This window comes from Endozoicomonas sp. 2B-B (genome assembly GCF_053470045.1).
Map to the genome: position 1 here is coordinate 671,710 of NZ_JBLZMU010000001.1, position 25,716 is coordinate 697,425.

General features: G+C 48.8%; 24 protein-coding genes and 1 pseudogene. 8 read left to right on the top strand and 17 right to left on the bottom strand.

All coding sequences use genetic code 11. From position 1 onward, the window contains the following. The first annotated feature begins 233 nt into the window (after positions 1-233). Positions 234-2,330 carry a neutral/alkaline non-lysosomal ceramidase N-terminal domain-containing protein gene (locus tag ACOMHB_RS02725; protein WP_448215397.1) on the top strand — a complete coding sequence of 699 codons (2,097 nt, stop codon included), beginning with the start codon at positions 234-236 and terminating at the stop codon, positions 2,328-2,330. Between the two features lie 24 nt (positions 2,331-2,354). Here the strand turns inward: ACOMHB_RS02725 and fliO are convergent, their stop codons facing one another. After that, complete coding sequence (fliO, locus tag ACOMHB_RS02730; RefSeq protein WP_422136460.1) at positions 2,355-2,819, bottom strand: flagellar biosynthetic protein FliO; 465 nt, start codon at positions 2,817-2,819, stop codon at positions 2,355-2,357. After that, positions 2,816-2,977: a hypothetical protein gene (locus tag ACOMHB_RS02735; RefSeq protein WP_448215398.1), complete on the bottom strand. Its 162-nt coding sequence runs from the start codon at positions 2,975-2,977 to the stop codon at positions 2,816-2,818. The genes fliO and ACOMHB_RS02735 overlap by 4 nt, the downstream gene beginning before the upstream one ends. Positions 2,978-3,152: 175 nt before the next feature. Between ACOMHB_RS02735 and fliT the strand changes: the two genes are divergently transcribed. Beyond that, the gene (gene fliT / locus ACOMHB_RS02740) at positions 3,153-3,464 is read left to right on the top strand and encodes a flagellar protein FliT (RefSeq protein WP_448215399.1); all 312 of its coding nucleotides are present in this window, start codon (positions 3,153-3,155) and stop codon (positions 3,462-3,464) included. A gap of 138 nt (positions 3,465-3,602) precedes the next feature. Next, positions 3,603-4,280 carry an N-acetylmuramoyl-L-alanine amidase gene (locus ACOMHB_RS02745; protein WP_448215400.1) on the top strand — a complete coding sequence of 226 codons (678 nt, stop codon included), beginning with the start codon at positions 3,603-3,605 and terminating at the stop codon, positions 4,278-4,280. Here the strand turns inward: ACOMHB_RS02745 and ACOMHB_RS02750 are convergent. The 8 genes from ACOMHB_RS02750 to ACOMHB_RS02785 all read right to left on the bottom strand — a co-directional run bounded on the left by ACOMHB_RS02750 (position 4,266) and on the right by ACOMHB_RS02785 (position 9,558). Further along, positions 4,266-4,673, bottom strand: coding sequence for a PIN domain-containing protein (locus ACOMHB_RS02750; RefSeq protein WP_448215401.1), 408 nt, complete (start codon positions 4,671-4,673; stop codon positions 4,266-4,268). The two genes, ACOMHB_RS02745 and ACOMHB_RS02750, sit on opposite strands and share 15 nt — an antisense overlap. Further along, complete coding sequence (locus ACOMHB_RS02755; RefSeq protein WP_448215402.1) at positions 4,670-4,909, bottom strand: DUF6364 family protein; 240 nt, start codon at positions 4,907-4,909, stop codon at positions 4,670-4,672. Before ACOMHB_RS02755 ends, ACOMHB_RS02750 begins: the two co-directional genes overlap by 4 nt. Positions 4,910-5,312: 403 nt before the next feature. After that, positions 5,313-5,495 carry a hypothetical protein gene (locus tag ACOMHB_RS02760; RefSeq protein ID WP_448215403.1) on the bottom strand — a complete coding sequence of 61 codons (183 nt, stop codon included), beginning with the start codon at positions 5,493-5,495 and terminating at the stop codon, positions 5,313-5,315. A 141-nt stretch (positions 5,496-5,636) separates the two neighbouring features. Then, positions 5,637-5,843 carry a hypothetical protein gene (locus tag ACOMHB_RS02765; protein ID WP_448215404.1) on the bottom strand — a complete coding sequence of 69 codons (207 nt, stop codon included), beginning with the start codon at positions 5,841-5,843 and terminating at the stop codon, positions 5,637-5,639. A gap of 14 nt (positions 5,844-5,857) precedes the next feature. Next, positions 5,858-6,208, bottom strand: coding sequence for a hypothetical protein (locus ACOMHB_RS02770; RefSeq protein ID WP_448215405.1), 351 nt, complete (start codon positions 6,206-6,208; stop codon positions 5,858-5,860). A gap of 243 nt (positions 6,209-6,451) precedes the next feature. Next, complete coding sequence (locus ACOMHB_RS02775; protein ID WP_448215406.1) at positions 6,452-8,032, bottom strand: hypothetical protein; 1,581 nt, start codon at positions 8,030-8,032, stop codon at positions 6,452-6,454. A 249-nt stretch (positions 8,033-8,281) separates the two neighbouring features. Next, positions 8,282-9,094, bottom strand: a complete 813-nt coding sequence (locus ACOMHB_RS02780; RefSeq protein WP_448215407.1) for a phytanoyl-CoA dioxygenase family protein — start codon at positions 9,092-9,094, stop codon at positions 8,282-8,284. A gap of 143 nt (positions 9,095-9,237) precedes the next feature. Continuing rightward, entirely contained in the window at positions 9,238-9,558 is a 321-nt protein-coding gene (locus ACOMHB_RS02785) for a hypothetical protein (protein ID WP_422136470.1), read from the bottom strand. 333 nt (positions 9,559-9,891) lie between these two features. On the opposite strand from ACOMHB_RS02785, the gene ACOMHB_RS02790 reads away from it, so the two are divergent. After that, the gene (locus ACOMHB_RS02790) at positions 9,892-11,085 is read left to right on the top strand and encodes a class I SAM-dependent rRNA methyltransferase (protein WP_448215408.1); all 1,194 of its coding nucleotides are present in this window, start codon (positions 9,892-9,894) and stop codon (positions 11,083-11,085) included. On the opposite strand, the gene ACOMHB_RS02795 is transcribed toward ACOMHB_RS02790, so the two are convergent. The 3 genes from ACOMHB_RS02795 to ACOMHB_RS02805 form a co-directional block, all read right to left on the bottom strand. Then, complete coding sequence (locus tag ACOMHB_RS02795) at positions 11,086-12,207, bottom strand: aminotransferase class V-fold PLP-dependent enzyme (RefSeq protein WP_448215409.1); 1,122 nt, start codon at positions 12,205-12,207, stop codon at positions 11,086-11,088. After that, positions 12,197-12,955, bottom strand: coding sequence for a tryptophan 2,3-dioxygenase family protein (locus ACOMHB_RS02800; protein WP_448215410.1), 759 nt, complete (start codon positions 12,953-12,955; stop codon positions 12,197-12,199). The genes ACOMHB_RS02795 and ACOMHB_RS02800 overlap by 11 nt, the downstream gene beginning before the upstream one ends. A gap of 146 nt (positions 12,956-13,101) precedes the next feature. Then, on the bottom strand, positions 13,102-13,758 hold the full coding sequence (locus ACOMHB_RS02805; protein ID WP_448215411.1) for a histidinol-phosphatase: 657 nt from the start codon (positions 13,756-13,758) through the stop codon (positions 13,102-13,104). Positions 13,759-14,018: 260 nt separating this feature from the next. Between ACOMHB_RS02805 and rppH the strand changes: the two genes are divergently transcribed. Next, on the top strand, positions 14,019-14,519 hold the full coding sequence (gene rppH / locus ACOMHB_RS02810; protein ID WP_422136475.1) for an RNA pyrophosphohydrolase: 501 nt from the start codon (positions 14,019-14,021) through the stop codon (positions 14,517-14,519). Between the two features lie 220 nt (positions 14,520-14,739). Beyond that, the gene (gene ptsP / locus ACOMHB_RS02815; RefSeq protein WP_448215412.1) at positions 14,740-17,013 is read left to right on the top strand and encodes a phosphoenolpyruvate--protein phosphotransferase; all 2,274 of its coding nucleotides are present in this window, start codon (positions 14,740-14,742) and stop codon (positions 17,011-17,013) included. 309 nt (positions 17,014-17,322) lie between these two features. Here ptsP and ACOMHB_RS02820 read toward each other — a convergent pair whose 3' ends face one another. Both ACOMHB_RS02820 and ACOMHB_RS02825 read right to left on the bottom strand, forming a co-directional pair. Beyond that, complete coding sequence (locus tag ACOMHB_RS02820; protein WP_422136477.1) at positions 17,323-17,754, bottom strand: DUF2541 family protein; 432 nt, start codon at positions 17,752-17,754, stop codon at positions 17,323-17,325. A gap of 205 nt (positions 17,755-17,959) precedes the next feature. Next, entirely contained in the window at positions 17,960-18,733 is a 774-nt protein-coding gene (locus tag ACOMHB_RS02825; protein ID WP_448215413.1) for an NRDE family protein, read from the bottom strand. A 365-nt stretch (positions 18,734-19,098) separates the two neighbouring features. On the opposite strand from ACOMHB_RS02825, the gene ACOMHB_RS02830 reads away from it, so the two are divergent. After that, positions 19,099-19,899: a carbon-nitrogen hydrolase family protein gene (locus tag ACOMHB_RS02830; RefSeq protein ID WP_422139636.1), complete on the top strand. Its 801-nt coding sequence runs from the start codon at positions 19,099-19,101 to the stop codon at positions 19,897-19,899. Between the two features lie 76 nt (positions 19,900-19,975). On the opposite strand, the gene ppk1 is transcribed toward ACOMHB_RS02830, so the two are convergent. Next, positions 19,976-22,150, bottom strand: a complete 2,175-nt coding sequence (ppk1, locus tag ACOMHB_RS02835; protein ID WP_422136480.1) for a polyphosphate kinase 1 — start codon at positions 22,148-22,150, stop codon at positions 19,976-19,978. A 121-nt stretch (positions 22,151-22,271) separates the two neighbouring features. After that, on the bottom strand, positions 22,272-23,270 hold the full coding sequence (hemB, locus tag ACOMHB_RS02840; protein ID WP_422136481.1) for a porphobilinogen synthase: 999 nt from the start codon (positions 23,268-23,270) through the stop codon (positions 22,272-22,274). A gap of 208 nt (positions 23,271-23,478) precedes the next feature. Here hemB and ACOMHB_RS02845 point away from each other — a divergent pair. After that, positions 23,479-25,646 (top strand): annotated as a pseudogene (locus ACOMHB_RS02845) (FAD-dependent oxidoreductase). The last annotated feature ends 70 nt before the right edge of the window (positions 25,647-25,716 follow it).

Below are 25,716 nucleotides of genomic sequence, written 5' to 3' on the forward strand. Positions count from 1 at the left end.
CCCCCGAAAACCGGCCTCTAGAGTTTGAGATAGCGGATGGGTACCAGAGTTTTACCTGCAACCTGTGGATAACTTGTTGGATAACTGTGTCTTTGTTGTGGTTTTTTATGGTAGTTTTCCCCAATTGACTGTCCCATGGGCTTTGTCTGATCTGAGAGCTAGCTATACTCCGCTCTTCTGAACGGATAGGGAATTTTATGAACCGGTTTACTTTTTCTTCCGGCAGTCTTTTTTTGATACTTCTCTTTTTGGCAACCTGGGTCAATGCTTCCTATTGGGTCGGGGTCAGTAAAGCAGACATCACAGGCTCGGCAGTAGGCAGTGGCATGATGGGATATGCCGACAGCAGCCAGATAAGTGCTGGAATCAATGATCGGCAGTGGGCCAGAGCCTTTATAGTGAGTCAGGGAAGAGAGAGCCATCGTCTTGCTATTGTGGTCATTGATGCGGGAGCGGTTTTTGCCAGTGTTTATCAGGCGGTTCTAACTCGGTTGGAACAAGAGTTTGGTTCTCTTTATAACCGCCACAACGTCATCCTGTCAGCGACTCATACCCACAGTGCCGCAGCCGGTCAGTCTCACCATTTTCTATACAATATGCCCTATGGCGTATTCGATGACCGGGCTTTTGAAAAGATGGTGTCGGGCATTATCCAGGCCATCAGGATGGCCCATGAAGACCTTGCTCCTTCTGAGATCCGGATGAAAACGGGGTTATTGGACAATGCCAGCCGCAATCGGTCCCTGTCTGCCTATGAAAACAATGTAGATGCCAGCCGGCGAGGTTCTATTGACCGGTTTGTTCAGCAACTCAGGTTTGCCCGGGGCGGTAGGCCATTAGGTGCTATCACCTGGTTTGCAACCCATGCAGTCTCCTATCCCCGCAGTAATCTCCTGTTGAGCAGTGACAACAAAGGCTATGCCAGCTGGGCTTTTGAACGCTATGCAAAGTACAACTGGGGAGTGGATTCTTTCATTGCAGCCTTTCCACAAACCAATGCCGGGGACATGACACCTAACCTGAATCTTGATGGCACCGGGCCCGGCAAAACGCCCGAAGAAAATGTCAGGGAGATTGGTCAAAGACAGTTTAAAAAAGCCCTGGAACTTTTTAATGCCAGAGGCAACAGAGTTTATGGACCCATTGAGTCGGTGCATAACTGGGTGGACTTTTCCAACTACGAAGTCTGGCAAGAATATTCAGGGCAGCAGAAGCAAGTAACAACCTGCAATCCAGCTATGGGATACAGTTTTGCCGCAGGCACGGAAGATGGTCGGCCGCCCTATTTTGTGAGGTTGTTACTTGGGGCCTATGAAGGCCGCAAGAATGAGCAATGGTGGATCAGAATGGTGACCGATTTTCTGACCTCGCCGTCCGAACAAGAACTGATATGTCAGAAGCCCAAGCCGGTCATGCTGTCATTGGGAAGTCGGAAAAACTTTCACTATTTCAATGATGTGTTTCCCTCAGGCAATATGCACCGGGAAGTCATTAACCAGCCCTGGGTCCCCGAAGTCCTGCCCTTGATGCTGGCTCGGCTGGGCAATTTTCAGATTGCTGCCTTGCCTGTTGAGCCGACAGTTATGGCTGGAAGACGGCTTCGAAAAAGATTGTCAAAACTTTCAGGGATTCCTGACAGGCATATTGTCATCGCCGGGTATTCCAACGATTATGCCAGCTATCTGACCACAGCAGAGGAGTTCTACAAACAGCACTATGAGGGAGCATCCACCTTATACGGTCCATGGGAGCTCAGTGCCATGATTCAGGCTTTTTCAAGTCTTTCCAGGCAATTGAGTAAAGAGGAGCAGCCTCCTTCGGATGAACCTATGCCGTTGGATTTGAGTTATCTGTACGACGATGTTCGTATGGATAACATCCCGGAAAAAGAACATAGCCAATATGGAAGTATAATAACTGACAGTCAGGATAATATTCACTCAGGCCAGTCAGTGAAGCTTCAATATATTGCATCACACCCAAGATCAGGCATGGATCTCGATAGTTTTTTTTATGTGCAGAGGAAGAATGACTGTACAGGATCATGGGATACGGTTGCCACAGATGATGACTGGACTACCCGGTTCCAATGGCAGGCGGGGGTGGCTACCGTCGAGTGGACACCCGATATGTACGACAAAGAAGGTTTATATCGCATTGTCATTCGCGGTGAATATTACACGGTCATTCCCAGAGGGCGTTTACTGAAAAAACACTATGAGTCGATATCAGGGGAATTCTATTATTCTGCTCATGATCCTGACGCCCACTCGAGATCTTTACTCAATACTTTTTCAGGATTGGAAAGAGGTCGTTCCTGTGAAAGATAAAATGAGCAGGAAAAAGGTAGCGGCTTACTTTGAGTTTCCACCTTTTAGCAGGTTTTTGAACTGAACGGCAAAATCCTGCTGGTTTTGCCTGTTATCAGGCGGCAGGGGGGATTCATCAAACCTGTGAATCAAATTGACTTGCTGGTTGGTGACTCCCAGCAATATATCTTTTTCGCCTATACGAATCAGACAGACCCTGGCCTGGCTGGAAACCGGAACGCTTGAGACTACTTTTATTCCCTGGCCAACGGCGGGTGTGCCTATGTTCAATTTCTTTACGATCCAGGCCAGGGCAAATATCAGCACAATGACAAAAAACAGAGGCGCAATAACCTGAGTGAGACTCAGGTCGGCTGGCTTGTCTGTTGTTACTTCTGCAAAAGCAATCGCTGAAAAACCGGACAGTAAAAGCAGATTGAGCCCATAAGGATATTTTTTAAATCCTGAGAGCAAAGAAAGACTTTTCAGATAAAAAAACAGTTTTTTCACGCAGCCTCCTGCTCGCGCTTGAATGGTCCACGCACCTTCATTCCATTCTTATCATATTCACGGGAAAGCATGAAGCGAAAATTCCAGGAGAGAGCCTGCTTAATCCAAAGCAGTACAGCTTTGTGTTCAGGCACATCATTGAAGGGTAATGCTGTCATGTCTACTGTATTAAGTCTTGTTGACCAATAATCTGCCGAAGATAAACAATAGTAATAACTCAACGATATAAATGGGAGTGATCATCGTTCTGGATAATCCACATGACAGATGGCGTTAGCATGACTGTCTACACTCAAGTTCAGGCTGGCATCGCTGATGGTAAAGAGGTTACCGATGAAAAAACCTGACATTATCAAAGGGAAACTCCGGGAGTCCATTTTTAATCTCGGGGAGGCTATCCGTAACCGGGACTGGACAACGCTGGAAGCTCTGGATACTGAAGCCCGTCAGGTAATTGAAGAAGCTCTGGAAAGTGGCTCAGCCCCCTCCGAAGAGGTGAAGGCGCTTCTCAAAGAGCTCCAAGCGCTCTACCGGGAAATGATATTGGCCTGCCAGCTGGAACGAGATCGTGTACAGGAACAGCTGGCGGTCAGCAAACGTCGTCAGGAAGCCATTGAGGGCTATCAGAAAAGTAACAAGAGATGAAGTTGATCGGTTCTGAATCCTTCAAACATTCATTTGAAAAACTAGCCATGGCTCAATTAAAATGCGCCCTTGATCTCAGAGCAGTGGGCTGGTTAGTCTATAAATTCAACGGACTCCAGGTTTTTTACAGGCAAATTAATGGTTCTAAGTTTCACTTCACATCCCAGCCCTAACTTTGATGACCGGGAAATTCCAGTAGAGTTTCTGGTCTTGCATTATACGGCTGTGGATCTCCAGGGTACGCTGGACATCGTCTCGAGTAAGGGGTGTGAGGTTTCAGCTCACCTGGTAATTGATCTGGACGGTACCGTCTACGAGCTGGTCAGTTGCCTGAATGGTACGGCTCACAGAGCCTGGCATGCAGGCGTCAGCCGCTGGCAGGAAAAAGAAACATTCAACGATTTTGCCATTGGAATAGAGTTGGTTAACTTCAATGGGAATGTTTTCCCTTTCACCGATGCACAATATTCTGCTCTGAAAGATGTGATTCAACACTTGCAGAAGCACTACCCGAGTTTGAATGATCCACAACGGATTCTTGGCCATGAACAGATAGCCGGTTTCAGGGGAAAGGCTGATCCGGGTTGTTACTTTGATTGGGATCGTTTTTTTAGCGATAGCTATCCTGACCAACCCCGACCCGTTCGCGAATCAGTTTGCCCGAAGGAGCTTCAGGCTTCGCTTAAAAAACTTCAGCCACTGGAACCTGACGATAGAGAGCAGCGAGTGCTCTTCTGGCAAAGTATTAACGAGTTAACAGAAACGTCGGTCAGACTGATTCAGAAGGAGACCGGGTCTCGTTCACAATCGCAATAGAAGCTCATCGGGAGTGAATACGGGTATATCAGAATGAGTAAAGTCTCTGGCATTACGAGTGATAATAGCTTCTGCGCCAGCCTGAATTGCAGAAGCATGAAGCACACTGTCTTCGTAATCTCTAAAAGAGCTGGCTAAAGCAAACATAAGTATCTTTTGATTGACAGGAGCGATCTGGTATATCTGCAATAATTTGTTGATAGCTTCGTGGCCCCGTTTTTTGCCGATCGACTTGCAGGCCAGGTAATGAATAGTCGTAACAGTTGTTGCACACAGCAAACCGCTGACAGTCCCGCTTTCCACCCTACCCATAATTTCTGAAGAGCTGGCTACAAAGGGAGAGCGTTCAAGAAGTACGTCCAGGATAACATTGGTGTCGACAAGAATGTTCACAGATACTTATCCTCAAGGTATTTTTTGTAATCCTCCACGTTCGATACTTCAGAATCCGCCATGACACCCCTGAGACTTTGTGTCAGGGGGGGCAGTTTTTTGGTGGCATCAGATTCTGCGAGTAGTGCATTAAAATAATCAGCTACCAGTTGAGACAAAGACTTGCCATGCTTGGCAGCATATTCTTTAGCCTGCTCAACAAGCTCGGCTTCCATTCGTAAGGTAAGTTTATGCATAATGATTGTTTGACGTACTGTTTCAAAAAAGTATACGTCATTTTGAGAGGCTGACAAACTCTGTCAAAATACTCCATGCTCTACACACGCAGTTTTTTGAATTGCGCTATAACCCTCCTTCAACAAGCCCGGGAGAGGACTTGGCGACTGTCCGGCAGACTCCTGATTCAAAGAAGAAACGACCTTCTAAGTTGGCCAGTCCATCACAGGCCCAGGCAGAGGAGTTAATGGCCGTTCAGGTGTTCAGAATCTGACTGATGGAATAGGGAACGGGTGTTGGCATGAAAACGGGTGAGATTGCCGATCAAAACTAGCCTTTGGCAAATTTTTCTATTGCTGTCTCATTGCTGGCATCAGCAATATCACCAAAATCTTTTAACCTGTTTTGAACCATTGTCCAGGCTTATTGAACATCGCCTTTATGCACGGGCTTTTCTACAGGAATCAGAATATCTTCCGGCAGCTCATTAAGCTCTTGTAAAGTGCTCAGTTTGCCAATCCAGAGGTTTCCGTGCTCAATAATTTTTTCTGGCTCAGTACGGTCAAAATGCAGAGGCTGAATCGCTCTTAAACGATTCTCTTCCATATTACAAACGCATTGGGGTTATCCCAACCTTCCCGCAGGGCAGAGTGGGAGAAGATAAAACGGGTAGGTTCCTCAAAGGAGAGCATCTTCTCCTTAAGTACCTGGCCAGTTGGTTTCGCATATTCTGGCGAGTGGATTTTTTCATCCTTCAAGGCGCAACGACGGGCGCGTAGCCATAGCTACGCAACCAGAGTTGGAACGCAGAAGGATGGAAAAAGCCGCCGTCCAGAATATGCGAAACCAACTGGTTAGGTACTTATAGCCTTCATCCAGCAGCGTATCGCTGAGGTATTCTTTTTTAAGGTGCTGGTTGACTCCGATAGCTGCATTAGCATCCTCGGTTTCCATTTCCCCATAGTTTCTTAAGACAGGGGAAATGTTGGAGGTGTTTGCGAAACAACGGATTGAACCCGTTTCATTTTTTGGTTGATATGAGCTAACAGCAGTGCTGTAAGAATTGTTGCTTCCTTTTCGCCATATTCAGTATCACTGTCCACCAGATCCACTATGGCTTTATAAGTACGCAGATCGACAGGCTCGTCACTCTGACTGAACATGGCGGCGTAAGTGGCGTGCATAACCGCTTTATCAAACTCTACGCCCAGAATTCTGGTGTAGTTTCTGGCGTGCTTCTCGCACTCTTTGCCTTTCATGGTGTTGATGGCCTGAGCCAGTTTGAGGTCTGGGAGTTTGAGCAGGTCGCGGGTTTTCATGGTTGGTAAAGTACTTTTTATACAGTAATTTAAGGCCGATGCGGGAGTTTATTCGATGGTTGAGGGAAAACCAAGGTGTACCAAAGAGATACTTGCTAAAAAGCATACGTCATTTCGAGATGCTGAAGAATTCTATGGAAATACTCCCTGTCCTACGCACGCAGTTTTTTTAAGTGCGCTGTCACCTTGCCTTTAACAAGCTTGGGACGAGCCAAGTTTGTTTTATATCAGAGCCTCATCCAATTATAGAGCCAGCAATATGGCCAGAATGGTTATAAAACCTAAACCCCAAGTCATTCTTTTTGAATCCGCTGATGAAGTGGTGGCCAAGCTGCCAGATGAAGTGGAGGTCAAGCTGTTATTAGATATCGTGTTGCTTCTAAAAGCCCTATCGGTAATAAAAGCAGAGGTCGTAGCGACTGTCGGGCAGACTGCTGATTCAAAGAAGAAACGACCTTCGAAGTTGGTCAGTCCGTCACAGGCCGTGGCAGACGAGTTAATGGCCGTCCAGGTATTTAGAATCTGGCTGATGGTATAGGGAATGGTTGTTGGCACGGAAACGCTTGAGCCAGCCGATGGCATGGCAACCGTTGAACCTGGCGTTGGCATGTTAATGGATGGAGTTGCTGGTTTTTTGCACTTACTTCCCAGTCGTCGTGGATCATCAGCTTTCAGGCTGAAGTGTTGCTGCAGTTGTTGCCATGGACTGGTGGCTTGCAGTTGGTTACAGGCCAGGGCCAGCTTAAGAGGGGGGCTGACGTTTATAGCGGGCGCAGTTACCCGGATGTGATTGCCTGCCAGGCTAAAGAGAGGAGGCTCTGCACTGGCATCGGTATGACCTATAAGAGTAAAGCCTCCCACCCGGGGTGATCGTTGGGCTCGAGCGTCGCGAAGTGTATTAGTAAAGCCATCATTGGTAATGTCTACGGTATTTCTGAAGATATCCAGATGGGTTCCGGACCCGAGAGTAAATTCACCCGCCTCTGCCATTCTGCTCAGGAATGTATTATCAGTAACAGTGATTCTCTGTGACTGGTTCCTGATAGCAGGAAGATTTATAAATACCCCATCTTCGGGCATATAGTTCAGGTACCAGGTCTTGATGATGCGACCCCTGACCGTGTTATTGGCAAACTGCAGGCCCGGGCCAGGGCGACTACTATCGGCCGTTGCATCCAGCGATTCTTTGCACTCAAGATTAATTGCGGACCGGTTGGGAAGATGGAATATGTTGTCTTTTACAATCAGTCTACGGTTATAACATGCTGCGTGAATAATATCGTTAATTGGGTGGTAGTTAATGTCTTTAATTGGTCGGCCAGTGTTTAGAATTGGCTGGAAAGTAAGGTGACTTATATGACTGTCTTCTATTTCTCTAAACCGAAAGTTCTTAGTGGTTCCTACCTCGACCATATACTCGCGGCTACTGCGATACTCTGAGTCGGCTATGATCATGATTTCAAAACCTTCGTCAGCGGCTCCAATAATGCTCTGACCATTCTTCAAAACTATTCCGCTTTTTATCTTGTAGTGAACTGTCGCATGAACAAAGTCGGAAGAGAGCAGTATCACCGTATTTTCAGGAACCTGAGGGATCAATTCATCTAAATATTCTTTCGGGTTGGCATTGAGAACAAGACACTGTCGTCCGCGAACAAGCTCTCTATATTGTTTTAGCCGCCGCTGAACCCCAAGCGTTTGTCCTTTGAGGGAGTCGCACGATACCGGGGCAGGTTGAGCCGCCGACTGAGCCTGTAAACACAGAGCGTGCAACAAGAATAGCGGGGCGACAAACAGGGTCAGATAAAGCTGCAGGCTACTCACATTCTGGATTCCATAGAAAAGTGAATAAGAAGCCTAGCAGCCTGTCGGACTTAAGCGTCCGTAGCGAGGATTGCAAGAAATTGAGGATAAAAATCTCTGTTTCTGAGGAGAATAGCGAGCTATTTGACGAAGAAACAGGGATTTTTAGACCAATTTATTGCAACCGCAGTAGGACAGTCTTAAGTCCGACAGGCTGCTAGACCTTGCGTTTATGCTTAGCCACCTGAAAGCCGGGTCGTTCAGAGGGTGTCAGTTATATTCCTCCAGCCCCAACAGTTTTTTACCCAGCTCAGTGAGCCGGGCGGGCTCTCCCGGTTCCGGATCTTGTTGATAGTTTAGGCCCCGCCACTTTTCTGGTGCTCTTTTTTCCTGCCAGAGTTGTATGCGCTCTTCAGCCGTTTCTTCCAGGCCTGCCGGAAACATAGAGATGTAGACGGCCAGTCTGGGTCTGTCCGAAACATTCAGCATGCCAGAATGGGGGAGTCCTGAGTCCCAGATAATCAGTGAACCGGCCTCGCCTTCTATAGGTTCTATCGGATATTGACTCAGTTCCTCTTCAGAGAACCAGAGACTTTCACGGTGCTTAAGAACCTCATCTTTTTTGAAAAGGCTGGGCACACAGCAGAATGCCCCCTGGTCTTTTTTGGTGTCGGTCAGATAGAGAATGCCCTGCAAGCGCAACGATGTCAGTTTTTCAGCCGGAAAGTCGAGATGGATGTGACGTTTTAGCTGATCTGCTTCGGGCTCAAGAGAGGGGGGCTTGAAAGACAGTCTATCCATTCGAACCCAGAGTTTTTCAGTGCCGAGGAACTGCGAGAAGAGTGTGTGAATATTGGGATGTTGTCTTATATTCCAGAGGCTCTGGTGCTGATGAACGGGAACAAGTCCGTTGTAACCCAGGTCTTTTTTGTACCAGCTTTCCGGTTCGCCTAGGTCAATATCAAGAAATTGTGTGATCAAATCAATTGCGTCATCACACAGGGCCAGGGGGATGGCATCAGGAATGACTGTATAACCGTTCTCGCTGAGTTGCCGCCTGTTTTCCTTTGACAGAGTCAACATGCTTATGCCTCACTGATTCAGTTCAGGTATTCTTTTCTTTCAGAATAAACAGTCCTGAACTGAATAAACAGCCCTGAGCCAGATAAACAGCCCTGAGCTGAATAAGCAGCCCTGAGCTGAATAAGCAGCCTTTGAGACTCTTTTCAGTGGATTGTTTCGTCGGCTTCTCTTTCTTCCAAACCTTCCAGCAGGGATTCTAGAACGATCTTGAGGGTATCGGTTTCTTTGTTGAGTTCATAATGGCGAACCATGGCCACCATGGCCTGCGCCATCGGATAGAGACGAAGGAAGTTTTTCAAATCGTGTGGTTGAATAGCCTGGCCGGCATTCTCGACAAAGTGATTGGCACCGGAGGCTGACCCTTTATTGGCAGATTCTACCAGAGACATAATCTGCTCAAGATCTTCCAGGTCATTAAATCCCAGAAGCATTTCAGCCAGACTCTCTTGAAGACGCGCTCTCATAGTCATTACTCCTAAAGGAGTCCGCCGGACTTATGACCCGTCAGGCTCCAGGCAAGTTAATAACTTGCAGAGTAAAGACGGATTATCTTGTAACCAATTCGTATGTCTGTCGATTTTTTGCGACTTACCAGAATGTTGGTTAGCTTTTTAGTGTTTTTTCAGGGAAAAACACTTAACGAGAGCCTCTTTTTTTCAGGTGTCGAAAAGCACTGGTAGGTCAATCACTGATAAGGGTCAGCACAGAGTGATAAACATCCCGGCATGACCGAAGCGCCCTGAACCCTTATAATGGCTCTTTTCCTGTTTCCTCCTTGCCGCTCTGGTAGTAACTCCATGACGTTAAAAACTCTCCGCCTGAAGAATCGAGCTGATCGTCGATTGAAAGCTGGCCACCTCTGGATCTACAGCAACGAAGTCGATACCCGGACTTCTCCCCTGAGAGATTTCAAAACAGGGGAATTGATCAATATCGAAAGTGCTGAAGGTAAACCTCTGGGGACAGGTTATATCAACCCGAATAGTCTGATCTGTGCCCGGCTGGTCAGTCGAGACAGCAAATATGTCCTGGATCGTTCACTGCTGGTGCATCGTATTCAGGTAGCCTTGAGTCTCAGGGAGAGAGTATTCGACAAACCTTTCTACCGTCTGGTCTTTGGCGACAGCGATGGTTTGCCGGGACTGGTGGTTGATCGTTTTGGCGATATTGTTGTTGCTCAGATGTCCACTGCCGGTATGGAAGCGGTCAAGGATGACATTGTTGATGCTCTGGTCAAGGTGATCAGGCCTTCAGGCATTCTTTTGAAAAATGATGGAACTGGCCGCCAGCTGGAAAAGCTGCCTGAGTATGTAGAAGTCGCTTATGGCGAAGTGCCGGAAAAAGTGGAGCTGGAAGAGAACGGTGTAACCTTCAGGGCGCCGGTCATTAAAGGCCAGAAAACAGGCTGGTTCTACGATCATCGCCTGAACCGCGAGCGTCTGCGTCACTACGTCAGCGGTAAGAAAGTACTGGATGTTTTCAGTTATGTCGGTGGCTGGGGCGTTCAATGCGCGGCCTTTGGTGCGAGTCAGGTGACTTGTGTTGATGCTTCTGAGCAGGCGGTGGAGCTGGTCCATGAAAATGCCGGGCTTAACGGCCTTGGGGATCGTGTTGAGTCTATCCGGGGGGATGCTTTCACAGTCCTGAAAGCTCTCAGGAATGAAGGTGAAAAGTTCGATGTTGTGATTGTTGATCCACCGGCCTTTATCAAGAAACGCAAGGACACCAAAGCGGGTGAACAGGCCTATCGCCGGATTAATGAGCTGGCCATGAGGTTGCTGGAAAAGGATGGCATTCTGGTGTCCTGTTCCTGCTCCATGCATCTTCAGAAAGATTCACTGTTCGATGCCCTGAGAGCGGGCAGCCGCCATATTGACCGTAATTTGCAAATTATCGAGCAGGGTCATCAGGGCCCCGATCATCCCGTTCTGCCTGCCATACCGGAGACAGAATACATCAAGGCCATTATTGTCCGAGTGACCCGGGCCTGATCAGAGCCGGTTAATGACCTGAACCAGTTGGTCTGCGTCTTCTTCCGTATTATAAATATGAGGTGAAAAACGCAGACCTTCGGATCTTTGATCGCAGAATATGCCAGCATGATCCATGGCTTGCATCGCTTTCTGGTTATCCTTGAATGAGATGGCCAGAGTGCCTCCTCGACAGTTTTCCTGTATTGGTGAACGAATCTCTCCCTGATTAATCTGAGCAATAATATGATTAATCAACTTCTGGTTATGCTGAAAAATATTCTCCGTACCGATACGATCCAGAGTCCGGATACTCTCTGCGGAGACAGTAAAAGGCATAATGGAAGGGGTTCCTCCCATAAAACGCCCTGCGTCAGCCGCATAGTCAAAGTGATGAATATCAAACGCCATGGGGTTCTGATGAGAGAACCAGCCGACATCCATGGGCTGACAGTATTCGATGATGTCATCACTGGCCCAGAGATAGCCGCTGCCAGGACCGCCACACAACCATTTAACACTGGAACCGATGACGAAATCGGCTTGCCAGGTATTAAGGTCAATGGGGACAACTCCGGCTGACTGGGCGATATCCACGACAGAAATAATCGACTTCTTTTTGCTCAGTTCTGTGATCTCGGTTACAGGCAAGCGCAGACTGTCATTGGACTGAACGTGAGTGATAAAAGCCAGCCAGACATCGTCGGACAGCATGCCATCCCAGCGGTTCAGGTCTGTAAGGTCGGTTTCATGGGGTATGAAACGGGGCTTCAGTCCAAAACGTTTACACAGGGTCTGGATCACAAACCCCATGGAAGGAAAGTCTCGTTCTGACATCAGAATATGCTGGCCAGCAGGAGCCGGTGGCAGCGAACCCACTATTTTGGTCAGTGCACTGGACAGGTTGGTCTGCGGGCAGAACTGTTGGGTTTTACCGTTCAGCAGACTGCCCAGCGCAGCATTGAACCGGGTCAGGTTTTCGAGCCATTGTCTCCATGCGTGGCTGCCCTGCTGCTTCCAGGGTTCCAGGAAATGACTCTGAAAGGCATCGCTGGCGGAACCGGGCAGGCAGCCAACCGAGTGATTCAGAAGATAGACACCTTGTTCGGGCCGATGGAAAAGCGCTTGAATATCAGTTGTCATTTGCGGCATTTTTCTTGTTGCCCAGGGCGTCTCTTTTTACGCCGTATTCTCCGCCCCAGGCATCGGTCATTGCGCCACGGATATCCCAGAGCTCGGGGAAAAAACGCTGTTGAATGCCTTTTTGCAGAAGTTCGACAGAGCGGCCTTTTAAAGATTTCGCACCTATGCCTATGGTTCTGTAAATCAGCTTAAGATGATGAATACGGAAAGCCTGAAACTGTTCATCAAATTCGGTGAGGGCTTCTGCCACAACATAGGATTCGCAGTGACTGTATTGTGAGTTATAGATTTTTTCTACCGTCAGCCCTTTCTGTTCGAGGTAATGTTTTTGATAACTCGCCCAGAGGAAGGGGGGCATTTTCAGCAAGGTTCTGAATCCGGGGGATTCCTGCCCGCTGCCATTACCCAGTTGCAACCGGATTTCCTGATATTCTTTTGGCGACATGCTTTCCAGCAGACGCAGCTGGCTGGTCATCAGGGTAAGTGTTTGCTGTACTCTCTGGAACAGGCTGATGATTCGGTGAGTATTGGTTTCTTGAATGTAATCATCGATGTCCAGAAGTGAGTAACCGATCAGTTTCATCCAGAGTTCTTCGATCTGGTGAACGACCTGAAACATCAGTTCATCTTTATTACAAAGATCAGCCATGGGCTTCTGGGCTTTCAGAATCTGTGAGGTATTGAGATAGACCTCGTAGTCCAGCTTACCTTCACCTTCCATTAATGCGTAGAAGTGGGATCTGTCCATTGTTTCTCCGCTTTTTTGATGATTGTGAGCAGAGGTCCGGGTAAGGCCAATCTGCTGCAATGGAGGTGCCAGCAATGAATAGAGAATTCGCTGGTACCTCATAAATAAAGCACAGAAACGGACGGTTCTTAAAGAGTAAAACAGATTTATCTGAGGCTGATGACGGGCCATCCTTTCTCATGAGCAACTGTGGTCAATTCAGGGTCAGGATCAACCGCGAACGGGTGATCTACCTGACCCAGCAAGGGCAGGTCATTTTTTGAATCACTGTAGAAGTAACTGCCTTCCAGAGAATATGCCGGATTTTCCTGCAACCATTGCTTAAGGCGGATCACCTTTCCCTCCTGAAAAGTCGGTGTGCCGACCACTTTGCCTGTATAGCGGTTATCTGTAATCTCAAGCTCAATGGCCAGTAGCGTATCGACATCAAAGGCTTTGGCAATGGGCTCGGTAACAAATCGGCTGGTGGCGGTTATGATCATCAGGTGATCACCCTGTTGGCGGTGTTTTTTCAGGAGGTTCGCAGCTTTTTCCAGCATGATGGGGCGAATGGTCTGTTCCATGAACTGGTCATGTCGGACTTTAAGTTCGTCCAGAGTGTAACGGGTCAGTGGTTCAAGGCAAAAATCGAGGTATTCGCTAAGTACCAACGTACCCGCTTCATACTGACGATAGAAATATTCATTGCCATCATGAAAGCTGGCTGCATCCACCATGCCTTCATGGGACATGAATTGTCCCCAGAGATAGTCACTGTCACCGGCTATCAGGGTGTTATCAAGATCAAAGATTGCCAGAGCCACAAATCCTCCTGCCAGACTGCGCTGCTATAAATGTTTGCTGATTGTACTATGAAAATCTTCTGAGAGGCTGTTCATGATTTCTTAGGAAAGCGAAAACGGCGAGAAATTGTTTCTCATGTTAATACTCTTGTCACAGTTTTGAAGAGTAATAATTGATTAATTATCAAAAGTGGCATCCTGATTGCAAAGATCTTGATTGCCGTTGTGCAGCGGTTTATGAAACAATGCAAAGCAATAGATAGTTTAAGGTAGTCGCTTACGTGATTGACACAGATGGATTCAGGCCCAATGTGGGCATAATCCTCGCTAATCATCACGGACAGGTCCTGTGGGCCAGGCGAATCAGACAGGAAGCATGGCAGTTTCCCCAGGGGGGCATAAACGATGATGAAACCCCCGAAGATGCCATGTATCGCGAGCTGTATGAAGAAATTGGGCTTCAGCCGGACGACGTAAACGTTCTGGCGTGCACTCGTGGCTGGCTGCGTTATCGCCTGCCCAGAAGACTGGTTCGAAGGGATCAGCATCCGCTTTGCATTGGGCAGAAACAGAAATGGTTTTTGCTGGAGCTGCTAAGCAGTGATGACCGGGTTAGTGTGGATCATACGGGATCACCGGAGTTTGATGGCTGGCGATGGGTCAGCTACTGGTATCCCCTGGGGCAGGTCGTTTCATTTAAAAGGGAGGTCTATCGCCGTGCTTTGCGCGAGCTGGTTCCCCGAATAGGACGCCTGCAAGCTAATCAAGCTAACAATGTGTAATTGTCATGACTTTTGACACTGAGACTGTTGCCAATGCTGACATCAGCCTGAAAGGCACAGATAATATTCACTGAGGTGCTATCCTTGCACTTGCGTGATGAAAGCCTGTTTCTGACAGTCATCACACAGAAACCATTTCATGGTAAACAACAGAGACGGGCGTCTGTTATTTTTAGATAGCAGACACAGGAGACAGATAAGCAGACTGGACTAAGTCACCATGCTGAACACCCTGCGTACGATTGTACAGGAAGTCAGTGCCGCCTCGGATTTGCAGGCTGCGCTAAATATTATCGTGCGGCGGGTTCGGGATGCGATGAATACCGAAGTCTGCTCAGTCTATCTCTACGATGCTGAACAGGCTACCTATACGCTTATGGCGACAGAGGGCCTCAATAAAAAGGCTGTCGGTGTCGCTCGTTTATTCCAGTCTGAAGGTCTTATCGGTCAGGTCGGTCTCAGAGAAGAGCCCATTAATCTGAAAGCAGCTTCCTCTCATCCTAAATATCGTTACATTAAAGAAACCGGTGAAGAAAAGTTTCATGCTTTTCTTGGGGTTCCCATCATTCATCATCGGATGATTCTGGGTGTGCTGGTGGTTCAACAAAAAGAACAACGCCGGTTTGACGAGCATGAAGAGGCTTTTCTGGTCACCATGTCTGCCCAGCTTGCAGGTGTCATTGCCCATGCTGAGGCCACAGGTTCCCTGCATGTTACGGTCAATACCCGCAAGACAGCTCGCTTTCAGGGGACGCCTGGCGCGAGCGGTGTTTCCATTGGTGAAGCCGTTGTCGCTTCTCCGGTGGCGGATTTGGGGGCCGTTCCTGATCGTACCTGTCACGACATCAAAAGAGAACTGGACTCTCTGGATCTGGCTCTGGAGTCGGTTCGTTCGGAAATGAAGGCCACAGCCGAAAAACTTTCTGGCCATCTGCCGGCAGAAGAGCAAGCATTATTTGATGTCTATCTTCGGATGCTGGACGACAATGCTCTGGGGTTGGAAATCAGGAACCGGGTGAAGCAGGGTAACTGGGCACCGGGAGCGCTCAGGCAGGTAATAGACGAGCACGTACGTACTTTTGAAATGATGGACGATCCATACATGCGTGAGCGTGCGGTTGATGTAAAAGACTTGGGTCGTCGGGTTCTTGCCAGTATCCAGCAACACGATCATGAATGCATAACCTACCCCGATCAAACCATACTGATTAGTGAAGAACTGACGGCCAGTATGCTGGCAGATGTTCCCCAGGAGAAGCTCGCGGGTCTTGTCTCTATACGGGGTTCGAGCAATTCCCACGCGGCTATTCTGGCCAGGGCTCTGGGCATTCCCACTGTAATGGGGGCAGTCGATCTGCCCTATCACAAGATGTCCAGCAAGCAACTGATTGTCGATGGCAACCTTGGGCTGGTTTATGCCTCGCCTTCCAGAGAACTGCTGGAACACTATCAGGCCGTTGTCGAAGAAGAAAAAGAATTCAGCGAAGGGCTTGAAGCAATCAGTGACCTGCCCTGTGTTACCCCGGACAATCACCGTTTACCACTGTGGGTTAATACCGGTCTTATGACTGACACGGTTCGTTCACTGGATCGTGGAGCAGAAGGTGTGGGTCTTTATCGTACCGAAGTTCCTTTTATGCTCAAGGAACGATTCCCCAGTGAAGCAGAGCAGGAAAAAATTTATCGTCAGCAGCTTGAAGCCTTTGCCCCCAGACCAGTCACCATGCGTACGCTGGATGTGGGCGGGGACAAGGCTCTGTCTTACTTTCCCATTCAGGAAGACAACCCCTTCCTGGGGTGGCGAGGTATCCGTGTAACCCTGGATCATCCGGAAATATTTCTGGTTCAAATCCGGGCGATGCTTAAAGCCAGTGTTGGACTGGATAATCTTCGAATCATGTTGCCAATGGTGACCAGTGTTTATGAAGTAGAAGATGCACTGCATCTTATCCACAGAGCGCATGGCGAAGTGTCAGCTGAAGGTTTATCGGTTGTGATGCCTCCCGTCGGAGTTATGATTGAGGTTCCTGCTGCGGTCTATCAGGTCCGTGAACTGGCGCAGAGTGTAGACTTCATGTCGATCGGTTCTAATGATCTCACGCAATATCTTCTGGCAGTGGATCGAAATAATCCCAGGGTGGCTGACTTATATCACTCTTTCCATCCGGCTGTTTTGCAGGCGCTTCGAAAAGTGGTCGAAGATTGTCATAAAGAAGGCCGAACCGTCGGTATTTGTGGTGAAATGGCCGGTGATCCAGTCGCTTCTGTTCTTCTTATGGCCATGGGGTTTGACATGCTTTCCATGAGTGCCACCAACTTGCTCAAGGTGAAATGGGCGCTCAGGAAAATCACTCTGGAAAGAGCCAGAGAGATTCTTGATGACGTGATGATGCTGGACAATTCTCATTTGATCAGGAGTTCGCTGGAGTTGGCTCTTTGTCGTGAGGGACTTGGTAAAGTCATGGGTATCAAAAGCAAGCGCTTCTCCAGCTAGGAGCCTGACCGAGAATAGCGCCCGTCTAGGCGACCCCGTAGCGAGGACGGCAGAAAATTGAGGATGAAAATTCGGTTTTGTAAGGAGAATAGCGAGCTATTTGACGAACAAAAGCGGATTTTCAGACCAATTTGCTGCCGCCGCACGACTGCATGGATGCAGGAGCTAGAGCAACGCAGGAGCAGTTGCCGCGTAGGGCAGTCTATTCTCGGTCAGGCTCCTAGTAGTGCAGACCTTCCATGGTCTGAGTCGCTGACAGTAGATCCTGAGCTTTGAAAAGGATAACACGACAGAAACTTTGTATCAGAGCTAGGATTTCTTCTCGGAAGTGTCAGCTTTGATTCCATAGACCACCACATTGGATGAGTGATCGAGGGGAGCCTGAATATAAAGTACAATTTTTTTAATAGAGCGGCCATGGTCAGGAATCGGGAATCCGCGTGTTTCCAGTCCTGGCAGCACTAACTTCTGGACACTCAGGTCAATCACTTGTCCGTCACTCATGTGCACCTTGGCAGAACGAATCTTCAAGCTGCCCTGAGTGATATGAAATTTGATGGTTTTGTAGGAAGTATCTTCGTCTGCAGAAGATATTTTGATGGTTGCCGTGTCTTGAGAAGGGATTATATGCTTTTCGCCAATTTGCTGCCAACCTCCAGCGGCTTGCAGGGTCATGGAGAACAACAGCACCAGCGCGGCCAGCAGGGACTGATAAAGTCGGATCAGAGCTTGTGATCTCATCGTTTTACCTCAACAGGATACCCCGTATTTCTAGTGCGGGGTTCAGTGACTTCGTATTGACTGCGAAAACGTGCACTTTTCGGAAGATGCTGAAAGCGATGTTTCAGACCTTCTAATAGGAATAGAGACAAACTACATGCTATGAAAGTTAGCTGCTTTTGGCTGCTTTGTGGTCTTTTTTTAGGTCGACCAATCAGGTGGCTGGCTACCATGACACTGGAAATGACATTGAGAACCGGAGTTTTTTTCCAGTTTCTCCGTAGGGCAGATAGATTTGCTCGGTCCAGCTGAGAGAACCCTGTTTGTCGAGAATCAGGACACTGGTGTTTCGGGTTCCATAATGTTCACTGGCCATAAAGCAGCTGGATAGAAACTTTTCCTGCTCCTGGCTTACACCGGTATCGGGAAGTTGGTCATCGGGCGCTTTTGAACTGTCGTGCATCATAAAAATCAAGCCTTCAGGTTCGGGTTTCTGGTGATGCTTGACATGCAGCGCCAGTCCCTGCCTGACTTTCTCCAGCTTGGGCCAGGGGCTGTTCAAGAGGTGATTGCTAAGTGCATGGAAGCCAGGCTTCAGTGAAACAACACGACCCATACGATTGGAGTAGTAGTAAAGACCGCTGGAATCACCGGCCAACAGGTTAAAGCCGGAGTAATGATCCGCTTTAAGATGAATCTGGTTCAGGAATTCTTTGGGTGACAGATCACTATTTAAAAAATCACTTACCAGGTGACCACGGGACAAGGTTCCCGGGTAAACAGGCGATTCCCGATAGTTGGTGACTGCGGCCATTCTGCCTTTGCGACTCAGGGCCAGCCAGCTGCCTCCGGCTTCTAAATCCCGGCCACCAAAAATCTCCGGATTGTCTTCCCAGAAGTGAATGGTTCTTGCCGGCCGCTCATAGAACTCATCGCGGTTGGCGGCCAGAATCAGCGGGTACTGAGCCTCTGGTTGCCAGTGCAGGGTAATCAGACACATAGATTGAGATCATCTCTTTTTTTATAAACATTGCTGAAATTCAACAAACCGCTGCGAGTCGGGATGTTGTCTGACGATAACAATAAACGAGATTCGGTTAACAAGTAACAACATTATCTAAAGTAAACTTTGCTCAATCTGATCTGAATGCTGGTGTAAATCGGCTTCTTGAGAGACGGGTCTAATACCAATTGTGCTCTTTAACTCCCGTGATGAGCATGGAGATTTGCGCCTTGGCTATGGCGACGGTCGCCAACGCAGGATTAAGGCTCAAATCTTCAGCGCAATAGCGAGTTAGAAAGTTCGATTGGTATTATCAGATCTATTAAACTGGAGAGGTTAACCTATGGCAGAGGGGAAAGCCTATGAGTAAAGCGGTAACCGCTGCTGTGGTCCAGATGTGTTCCGGACCTGATGTTCAAGCCAATCTTAAGCAGGCAGAAGATCTTTTTTCAAGCATGGAGTCTTCAGCTGACATAATTGTGCTGCCTGAATGTTTTGCTCAGTTGGGGGGGGATATTCCCGCTCTGGGCAACAATACCAGCGTGGTCAGAAACTGGATGTCCCGCATTGCCCGACAATTCGGGGCCTGGCTGGTAGGGGGGTCTATACCCTGTGTCGTCAATGAAGGAGAGAACAGCAGGGCGTCCTGCTTTGTTTATGACCCCAAGGGTAATGAAGTCACCCGCTACGACAAGATCCATCTCTTTAATGCCGATATATCGGACGGCACTCGCCGTTACAGGGAATCCGATGACTATTCGCCGGGGAATGATCTGAATGTAGTGGATATGGAATTTGCCAGAACAGGCCTGACCATCTGCTATGACGTTCGTTTTCCAGAGCTCTATCGAGAACTGAGAGTCAGGGAGTCAGAAATCATTACTGTACCTTCCGCATTTACCAGGGTGACTGGTCAGGCCCACTGGGAGCCGTTATTAAGAGCCCGCGCTATCGAGAACCATTGCTATGTTCTGGCGGCTAACCAGGGCGGGACTCATCCCAACAAGAGAGAAACCTGGGGACACAGCATGATTGTTTCGCCCTGGGGTGAAGTGCTTGCAGAGGCCGATAACACTCCCTGTGTACTGACCACCGAGCTGAACATAAAAGCACTGCAGGAGATCAGAAAGCAAATGCCTTGTTTTGAACATCGCGTACTGTGAAAGAACTGTTCCTGTAATTGTGCGGTCGATGGATTCAGGCAAAAAATCAACTTTGTCCTGAATCCCTCTCTGCAAATCAGTGAGTGTAGTTTGCAAGTGTTTCCAGCAACCTTCTCTGGGCATTCCTGCGACGATGGCCCCGTGATGGCTTGTTCTGCAGATACTGACCATCACTTTGTAGTTGCCAGCTAAGGGTATTATCTGACAGATACAGTTCCAGCTCTTTCTTCACTCGTGCAGCCAGCTTCGGCTCTTCAATGGGAAAGCAGGTCTCAACGCGCATATCCAGATTACGAACCATACCATCAGCACTGGAGCAGTAGACTCTGAATTTCCCATCGTTCTCAAAGTAGAAAACCCGGGTGTGTTCAAGAAAACGGCCGACAATAGAGCGCACCTGAATATTTTCTGACAATCCGGCAATACCGGGCCTCAGGCAGCAAATACCCCGAATGATCAGGTGAATCTCGACACCGGCCTGTGAAGCCCGGAAAAGAGCCTTTATCAAATGGCTTTCAGTCAGTGAGTTTACCTTGATGATCACACGAGCCGGTTTACCTTCTCTGGCATTAACGGCTTCCTGATTGATCAGTTCGATCAGGCTTTTCTTGAGTGTGAAGGGCGCATGGAAAAGCTTACGCACGCGCACCGCTTTACCCATCCCCGTCAGCTGTTGAAAGATTTTGCGAACATCGTTGGTGATATCCTTGTCGCAGGTCAGCAAGCTATAGTCGGTATAGAGTCGTGCGTTACCCGCGTGATAGTTTCCGGTACCCAGGTGTGCGTAACGCTGAATCTTTTTTCCTTCCCGACGAACAATCAGAATCAGTTTGGCGTGGGTTTTGTAGGCAACCACTCCATACACGACAACCGCTCCGGCTTCCTGAAGTCTTCTTGCCAGTGCCAGATTTTCTTCTTCGTCAAAACGTGCCCGGATTTCCACGATAACCGTGACTTCTTTACCTTTCCTGGCCGCTTCCACAAGAGCATCGACCATCTCGGAGCGAGCTCCGGTACGATATAACGTCTGACGTATTGCCAGAACATTAGGATCAGTAGCCGCCTGGCGCAGCATATCTACAACCGGAGTGAAGGACTCGAAGGGATGATGCAGCAGAATATCGGACTTGCGAATGGCATCCAGCATATTAACAGACCGTGAGCTTCGGGCTTGCAACGCCTTGGGGTAACTGGGTGTAAAGCTGGGGAAGGTCATGTGCTCAAACTCGGGTGATGCCTCGTTGCATACCGACATCATTCGGATCAGGTTCACCGGACCATTGACCCGGTAGAGCTCATCCTCCGTCAGGCCAAATTCTTTCAGCAGGAAGTCAACCAGTGGCTCTGGGCAGTTATCGACCACTTCAAGGCGCACTGCCTCTCCGTAGCGGCGGGAGAGCAACTCACCCTGCAGGGCCTTGGCCAGATCTTCTACTTCGTCTTCAAGGTCCAGATCACTGTTTCGGGTCAATCGGAACTGGTAACACCCTTTGATGGTCATACCCGGGAACAGGTCCTGCATATGCAAGTGGATGATAGATGACAGAAAGACATAATTTCTACCGCCCTTGTCACAGACGTCATCGGGCAGTTCAACGACCCGAGGTAACGATCTTGGCGCAGGAATAACAGCCATACCCGTTTCACGGCCAAATGCGTCTTTGCCTTCCATTGCCACAATAAAGCAGAGCAGTTTGTTGGCCAGTCTCGGGAAGGGGTGAGCCGGATCCAGTCCAATGGGACTGATGATGGGCATGACTTCGTTATAGAAGAAGCGCTTGATCCAGGCTTTCTGTTTGTCGTTCAGCTGATGACGCCGAATAAATCGAATGCCTTGCCTGGCCAGACGAGGCAGCAGTTTGTCGTTCAGGATTTCGTATTGAAGCTGAACATTTTGCTTGGCCTGATGGCTGATCTCTTTCAGCACCGCCTGAGGACCCAGGCCATCCAAACCCACTTGTTCACGGGCAAACTCTACTTGCTGCATCAGGCCGGCAACTCGGATTTCAAAAAACTCATCCATGTTTGAGCTATAAATCAACAGAAACCGCAGACGTTCAATCAGGGGGTGGTCGTCGTTCATCGCCTGCTCAAGCACACGGCGGTTGAACTGTAAATGGCTCAGCTCCCTGTTGATGTAGTAGTCCGGGTTGCTAAGGTCTGTAATACGAGGCGTTGGAGCAACAGGCTCCTGGCTCTCTTTTGTGCTGACTCCGGGTTCAGGGAGTTCCCGGTCTTTTGAATTATCCATGGGACCTCTTACAGCATCGGTAGTGGCAGTATACGAATTCATGTATAAGCCGGACTGACAATGGGCTCTTGTTATAACGTAATTGTACGACGTTTTGATGACTGAGTTGAGTGCTAAGGCGTTATTGCCTGATCAGGCGAGCCGCTTCTCTGGCATAGTAGGTCAGAATGGCATCGGCTCCGGCTCGTTTGAAACAGAGCAGAGACTCCATCATGATGGCATTTCGGTCCAGCCAGCCGTTGGCAATGGCCGCCTGATGCATGGCGTACTCGCCACTGACCTGGTAAACAAAGGTGGGTGCCTTGAATTCATCCTTGGCTCTTCTGACAACATCCAGATAAGGCATACCGGGTTTAACCATAATCATGTCGGCTCCTTCATTGAGGTCAGCTGCGATCTCATGCAGAGCTTCATCAATATTGGCTACATCCATCTGGAAGTTATGCTTGTTGCTTTTGCCCAGATTGCCCGCAGAGCCCACAGCATCGCGAAATGGGCCGTAGTAGCTGGATGCGTATTTGGCAGAGTAGGCGAGAATCCGGGTGTTCAGGTGACCGGTCTCTTCGAGTCGGGTGCGAATGGCAGAAATTCGGCCATCCATCATGTCGGAGGGTGCGACAATATCAGCTCCTGCTTCGGCATGAGACAGAGCTTGTTTAACCAGGACATCAACGGTCGGGTCGTTTACGACATAACCTGATTCATCAATCAGACCGTCCAGTCCATGACTGGTGAATGGGTCCAGGGCCACATCAGTAATAATGCCCAGCTCCGGCAGTTTTTGTTTTAACTCACGAACGGCCCGCTGAACCAGGCCTTCCGGATTCCAGGCTTCGGCGGCATCATCAGACTTTTTCTCAGCCGGTGTGACTGGAAACAGGGCAATGGCCGGAATACCCAGCTCCAGAAGCTCTTCACCTTCACGAATCAGCTCATCGACCGTCATTCGTTCTATGCCCGGCATTGAAGGAATAGCTTCCCGGTGACGAGAGCCTTCAAGAATGAATACCGGGTAGATCAGATCATCCGCAGTGAGGCGGTTTTCTCTCATCAGACGGCGGGAAAAATCGTCAAAACGCATGCGTCTGGGACGGCTTGCCGGGAAGGGTCGCTGGATCATAATTACACTCTGAAGAGGGTGGTTAAAAGTATTTGTTTCGCTCGTCAACCCTGTTCGTTATGAGGGGATAGAGCGAAATGTCCGGTTCATGACGTGTGAAACCTTATGGGTGTAGCTAACGTATAGTCTGACAGGCATTATACGAAAAAGATGCGTTATGCGCTTTCCCGACAGGATGTTGCAACCGTTCCGCAGGAAGATTCCTTGTATGAATAAAAGTAAAATCATTCTACTGGTGGCTGTTATGGCAGCCATTACTGCATTTTTTGCACTGGATGCACAACAATATCTGACTCGTGATTATTTTCAGTCGCTTTACAGCGATAATCCTGCACTTACCATTGCCGTATTCTTTGCCATTTATGTGGCTGTAACGGCGCTTTCGCTTCCGGGCGCTGTTATTCTTACTCTGGTTGGTGGTGCTATTTTCGGGTTTACGACGGGCCTGATAGTGATCTCTTTTGCCAGCACGATAGGGGCCACCCTGGCTTTCCTCATTTCCAGAACGCTGTTGCGGGAATGGGTCCAGGGTAAGTTTGGCCAATATCTGGCAACCATTAACAAGGGTATTGAGAAAGACGGTCTGTTTTATCTTCTGACCTTGAGATTGATTCCTGCAGTTCCTTTCTTTGTGATTAACCTGGTTATGGGACTGACGCCCATGAAAGCCAGAACGTTTTACTGGGTCAGTCAGCTTGGCATGCTGCCGGGAACGGCTGTGTATGTGAATGCCGGTGCTCAGCTGGGACAGGTTCAGGAATTATCCGTCAGTGGTATTTTAACACCGGGGCTTATTGGTTCCTTTGTATTATTGGGGATTTTCCCATGGCTGGCACGTAAAGCTATCAGCCTGATCAAAAAGCCTTCAATCAGTGAAGAAAATAAGGAGGAGTAAGCATGTTGGGTCATTCCGGTGTTTACAAGGGCTTCAGAAAACCCCGCAGGTTCGATAATAACCTGACTGTGATAGGAGCGGGTTCTGCCGGACTGGTAAGCAGCTACATTGCAGCGGCCGTGAAAGCCAGAGTCACTTTGATTGAAAAGCATAGAATGGGTGGCGATTGTCTTAATACCGGCTGTGTTCCCAGCAAGGCTTTGATTCGATCTGCCAAGATGGCCCATTACATGAAGCGAGCCGACGAATTTGGCCTGGAGAATGTGCAGGCTGATGTCAATTTCACCGCTGTAATGGAACGAGTGCAATCGGTCATTAAGCAGGTTGAGCCCCATGATTCGGTCGAACGTTATACCGGTCTGGGCGTAAACTGCGTTACGGGTGAAGCCAGGCTGGTCAGTCCCTGGGAAATTGAGGTGGACGGTCAGCGGATTTCCAGCCGAAATATTATTATCGCCAGTGGCGGCAGACCCTTTGTGCCGCCTTTGCCCGGTGTTGATCAGATTACCCATTACACATCAGATACTCTCTGGGATATTCGTGAAAAACCACAAAAGCTGCTGGTCGTCGGCGGCGGACCGATCGGTTGTGAATTGACTCAGGCTTTTACCCGACTGGGTGTCAATGTGACTCTGCTCGATCATGGTCCCCGCCTGCTGCACCGAGAAGATCCGGATGTTTCTTTGGAGGTGATGTCTCAGTTTCGCAAAGACGGGGTTGATCTTAAGCTGAAGCACGAAACCCGATCCTTTCACAAAGAAGGTGATAAACAATGGCTGGTAGCTGAGCATGAAGGCCAAACCGTTGACATTGATTTCGATGCTGTCCTGTTTGCCACAGGTCGCAAAGCCAACACCGGCAGCCTGGGGCTGGAAGCACTCGGGATAGAAACCACAGAGCGTGGAACCATTGCTGTGAACGAATATTTGCAGACACGATTCCCGAATATCTACGCCTGCGGTGATGTGGCGGGACCTTATCAATTCACACATGCAGCAGCGCACCAGGCCTGGTATGCCTCTGTGAACGCACTCTTCGGACGCTTCAGGAAGTTCAAAGTGGATTACTCGGTCATGCCCTGGTGTACGTTTACTGATCCGGAAGTGGCCAGAGTAGGCCTTAATGAAACGGAAGCCAAAGAACAGGGAGTTCCCTACGAAATCACCCGCTACGGTATTGATGATCTGGACAGGGCTATTGCCGATGAGGAAGCCAGAGGGTTTATCAAGGTTCTGACCAGACCGGGCAGTGACAAGATTCTGGGGTGCACTATCGTGGGTTACCATGCCGGTGAACTGATCACCGAATACATCACCGCCATGAAACACGGTCTGGGAATGAACAAGATTCTTGGCACTATTCACATTTACCCTACGCTCAGCGAATCCAACAAATTTGCTGCAGGTGAGTGGAAACGGGCCCATGCGCCGGAAGGTTTGTTGAAGTGGGTCAAGAAGTATCATGACTGGATGAGACGCTGACTCAGATCCTGGCTGCTAGATTAAAAATAAAGGGTCTCTTCTCCGAGGCCTGTTTACAAAATGGTCAGGA

What these genes read in the sequence shown, in the direction of transcription:
- ACOMHB_RS02825 (WP_448215413.1), bottom strand. Translation starts at nt 18,733, where the DNA reads ATGTGTCTGATTACCCTGCACTGGCAACCAGAGGCTCAGTACCCGCTG.
- ppk1 (WP_422136480.1), bottom strand. Translation starts at nt 22,150, where the DNA reads ATGGATAATTCAAAAGACCGGGAACTCCCTGAACCCGGAGTCAGCACA.
- ACOMHB_RS02790 (WP_448215408.1), top strand. Translation starts at nt 9,892, where the DNA reads ATGACGTTAAAAACTCTCCGCCTGAAGAATCGAGCTGATCGTCGATTG.
- ACOMHB_RS02830 (WP_422139636.1), top strand. Translation starts at nt 19,099, where the DNA reads ATGAGTAAAGCGGTAACCGCTGCTGTGGTCCAGATGTGTTCCGGACCT.
- ACOMHB_RS02800 (WP_448215410.1), bottom strand. Translation starts at nt 12,955, where the DNA reads ATGGACAGATCCCACTTCTACGCATTAATGGAAGGTGAAGGTAAGCTG.
- ACOMHB_RS02745 (WP_448215400.1), top strand. Translation starts at nt 3,603, where the DNA reads ATGGTTCTAAGTTTCACTTCACATCCCAGCCCTAACTTTGATGACCGG.
- ACOMHB_RS02780 (WP_448215407.1), bottom strand. Translation starts at nt 9,094, where the DNA reads ATGTTGACTCTGTCAAAGGAAAACAGGCGGCAACTCAGCGAGAACGGT.
- ACOMHB_RS02785 (WP_422136470.1), bottom strand. Translation starts at nt 9,558, where the DNA reads ATGAGAGCGCGTCTTCAAGAGAGTCTGGCTGAAATGCTTCTGGGATTT.
- ACOMHB_RS02770 (WP_448215405.1), bottom strand. Translation starts at nt 6,208, where the DNA reads ATGAAAACCCGCGACCTGCTCAAACTCCCAGACCTCAAACTGGCTCAG.
- ACOMHB_RS02765 (WP_448215404.1), bottom strand. Translation starts at nt 5,843, where the DNA reads ATGGAAACCGAGGATGCTAATGCAGCTATCGGAGTCAACCAGCACCTT.
- hemB (WP_422136481.1), bottom strand. Translation starts at nt 23,270, where the DNA reads ATGATCCAGCGACCCTTCCCGGCAAGCCGTCCCAGACGCATGCGTTTT.
- ACOMHB_RS02795 (WP_448215409.1), bottom strand. Translation starts at nt 12,207, where the DNA reads ATGACAACTGATATTCAAGCGCTTTTCCATCGGCCCGAACAAGGTGTC.
- fliT (WP_448215399.1), top strand. Translation starts at nt 3,153, where the DNA reads ATGAAAAAACCTGACATTATCAAAGGGAAACTCCGGGAGTCCATTTTT.
- ACOMHB_RS02735 (WP_448215398.1), bottom strand. Translation starts at nt 2,977, where the DNA reads ATGACAGCATTACCCTTCAATGATGTGCCTGAACACAAAGCTGTACTG.
- ACOMHB_RS02760 (WP_448215403.1), bottom strand. Translation starts at nt 5,495, where the DNA reads ATGGAAGAGAATCGTTTAAGAGCGATTCAGCCTCTGCATTTTGACCGT.
- ACOMHB_RS02755 (WP_448215402.1), bottom strand. Translation starts at nt 4,909, where the DNA reads ATGCATAAACTTACCTTACGAATGGAAGCCGAGCTTGTTGAGCAGGCT.
- ptsP (WP_448215412.1), top strand. Translation starts at nt 14,740, where the DNA reads ATGCTGAACACCCTGCGTACGATTGTACAGGAAGTCAGTGCCGCCTCG.
- ACOMHB_RS02820 (WP_422136477.1), bottom strand. Translation starts at nt 17,754, where the DNA reads ATGAGATCACAAGCTCTGATCCGACTTTATCAGTCCCTGCTGGCCGCG.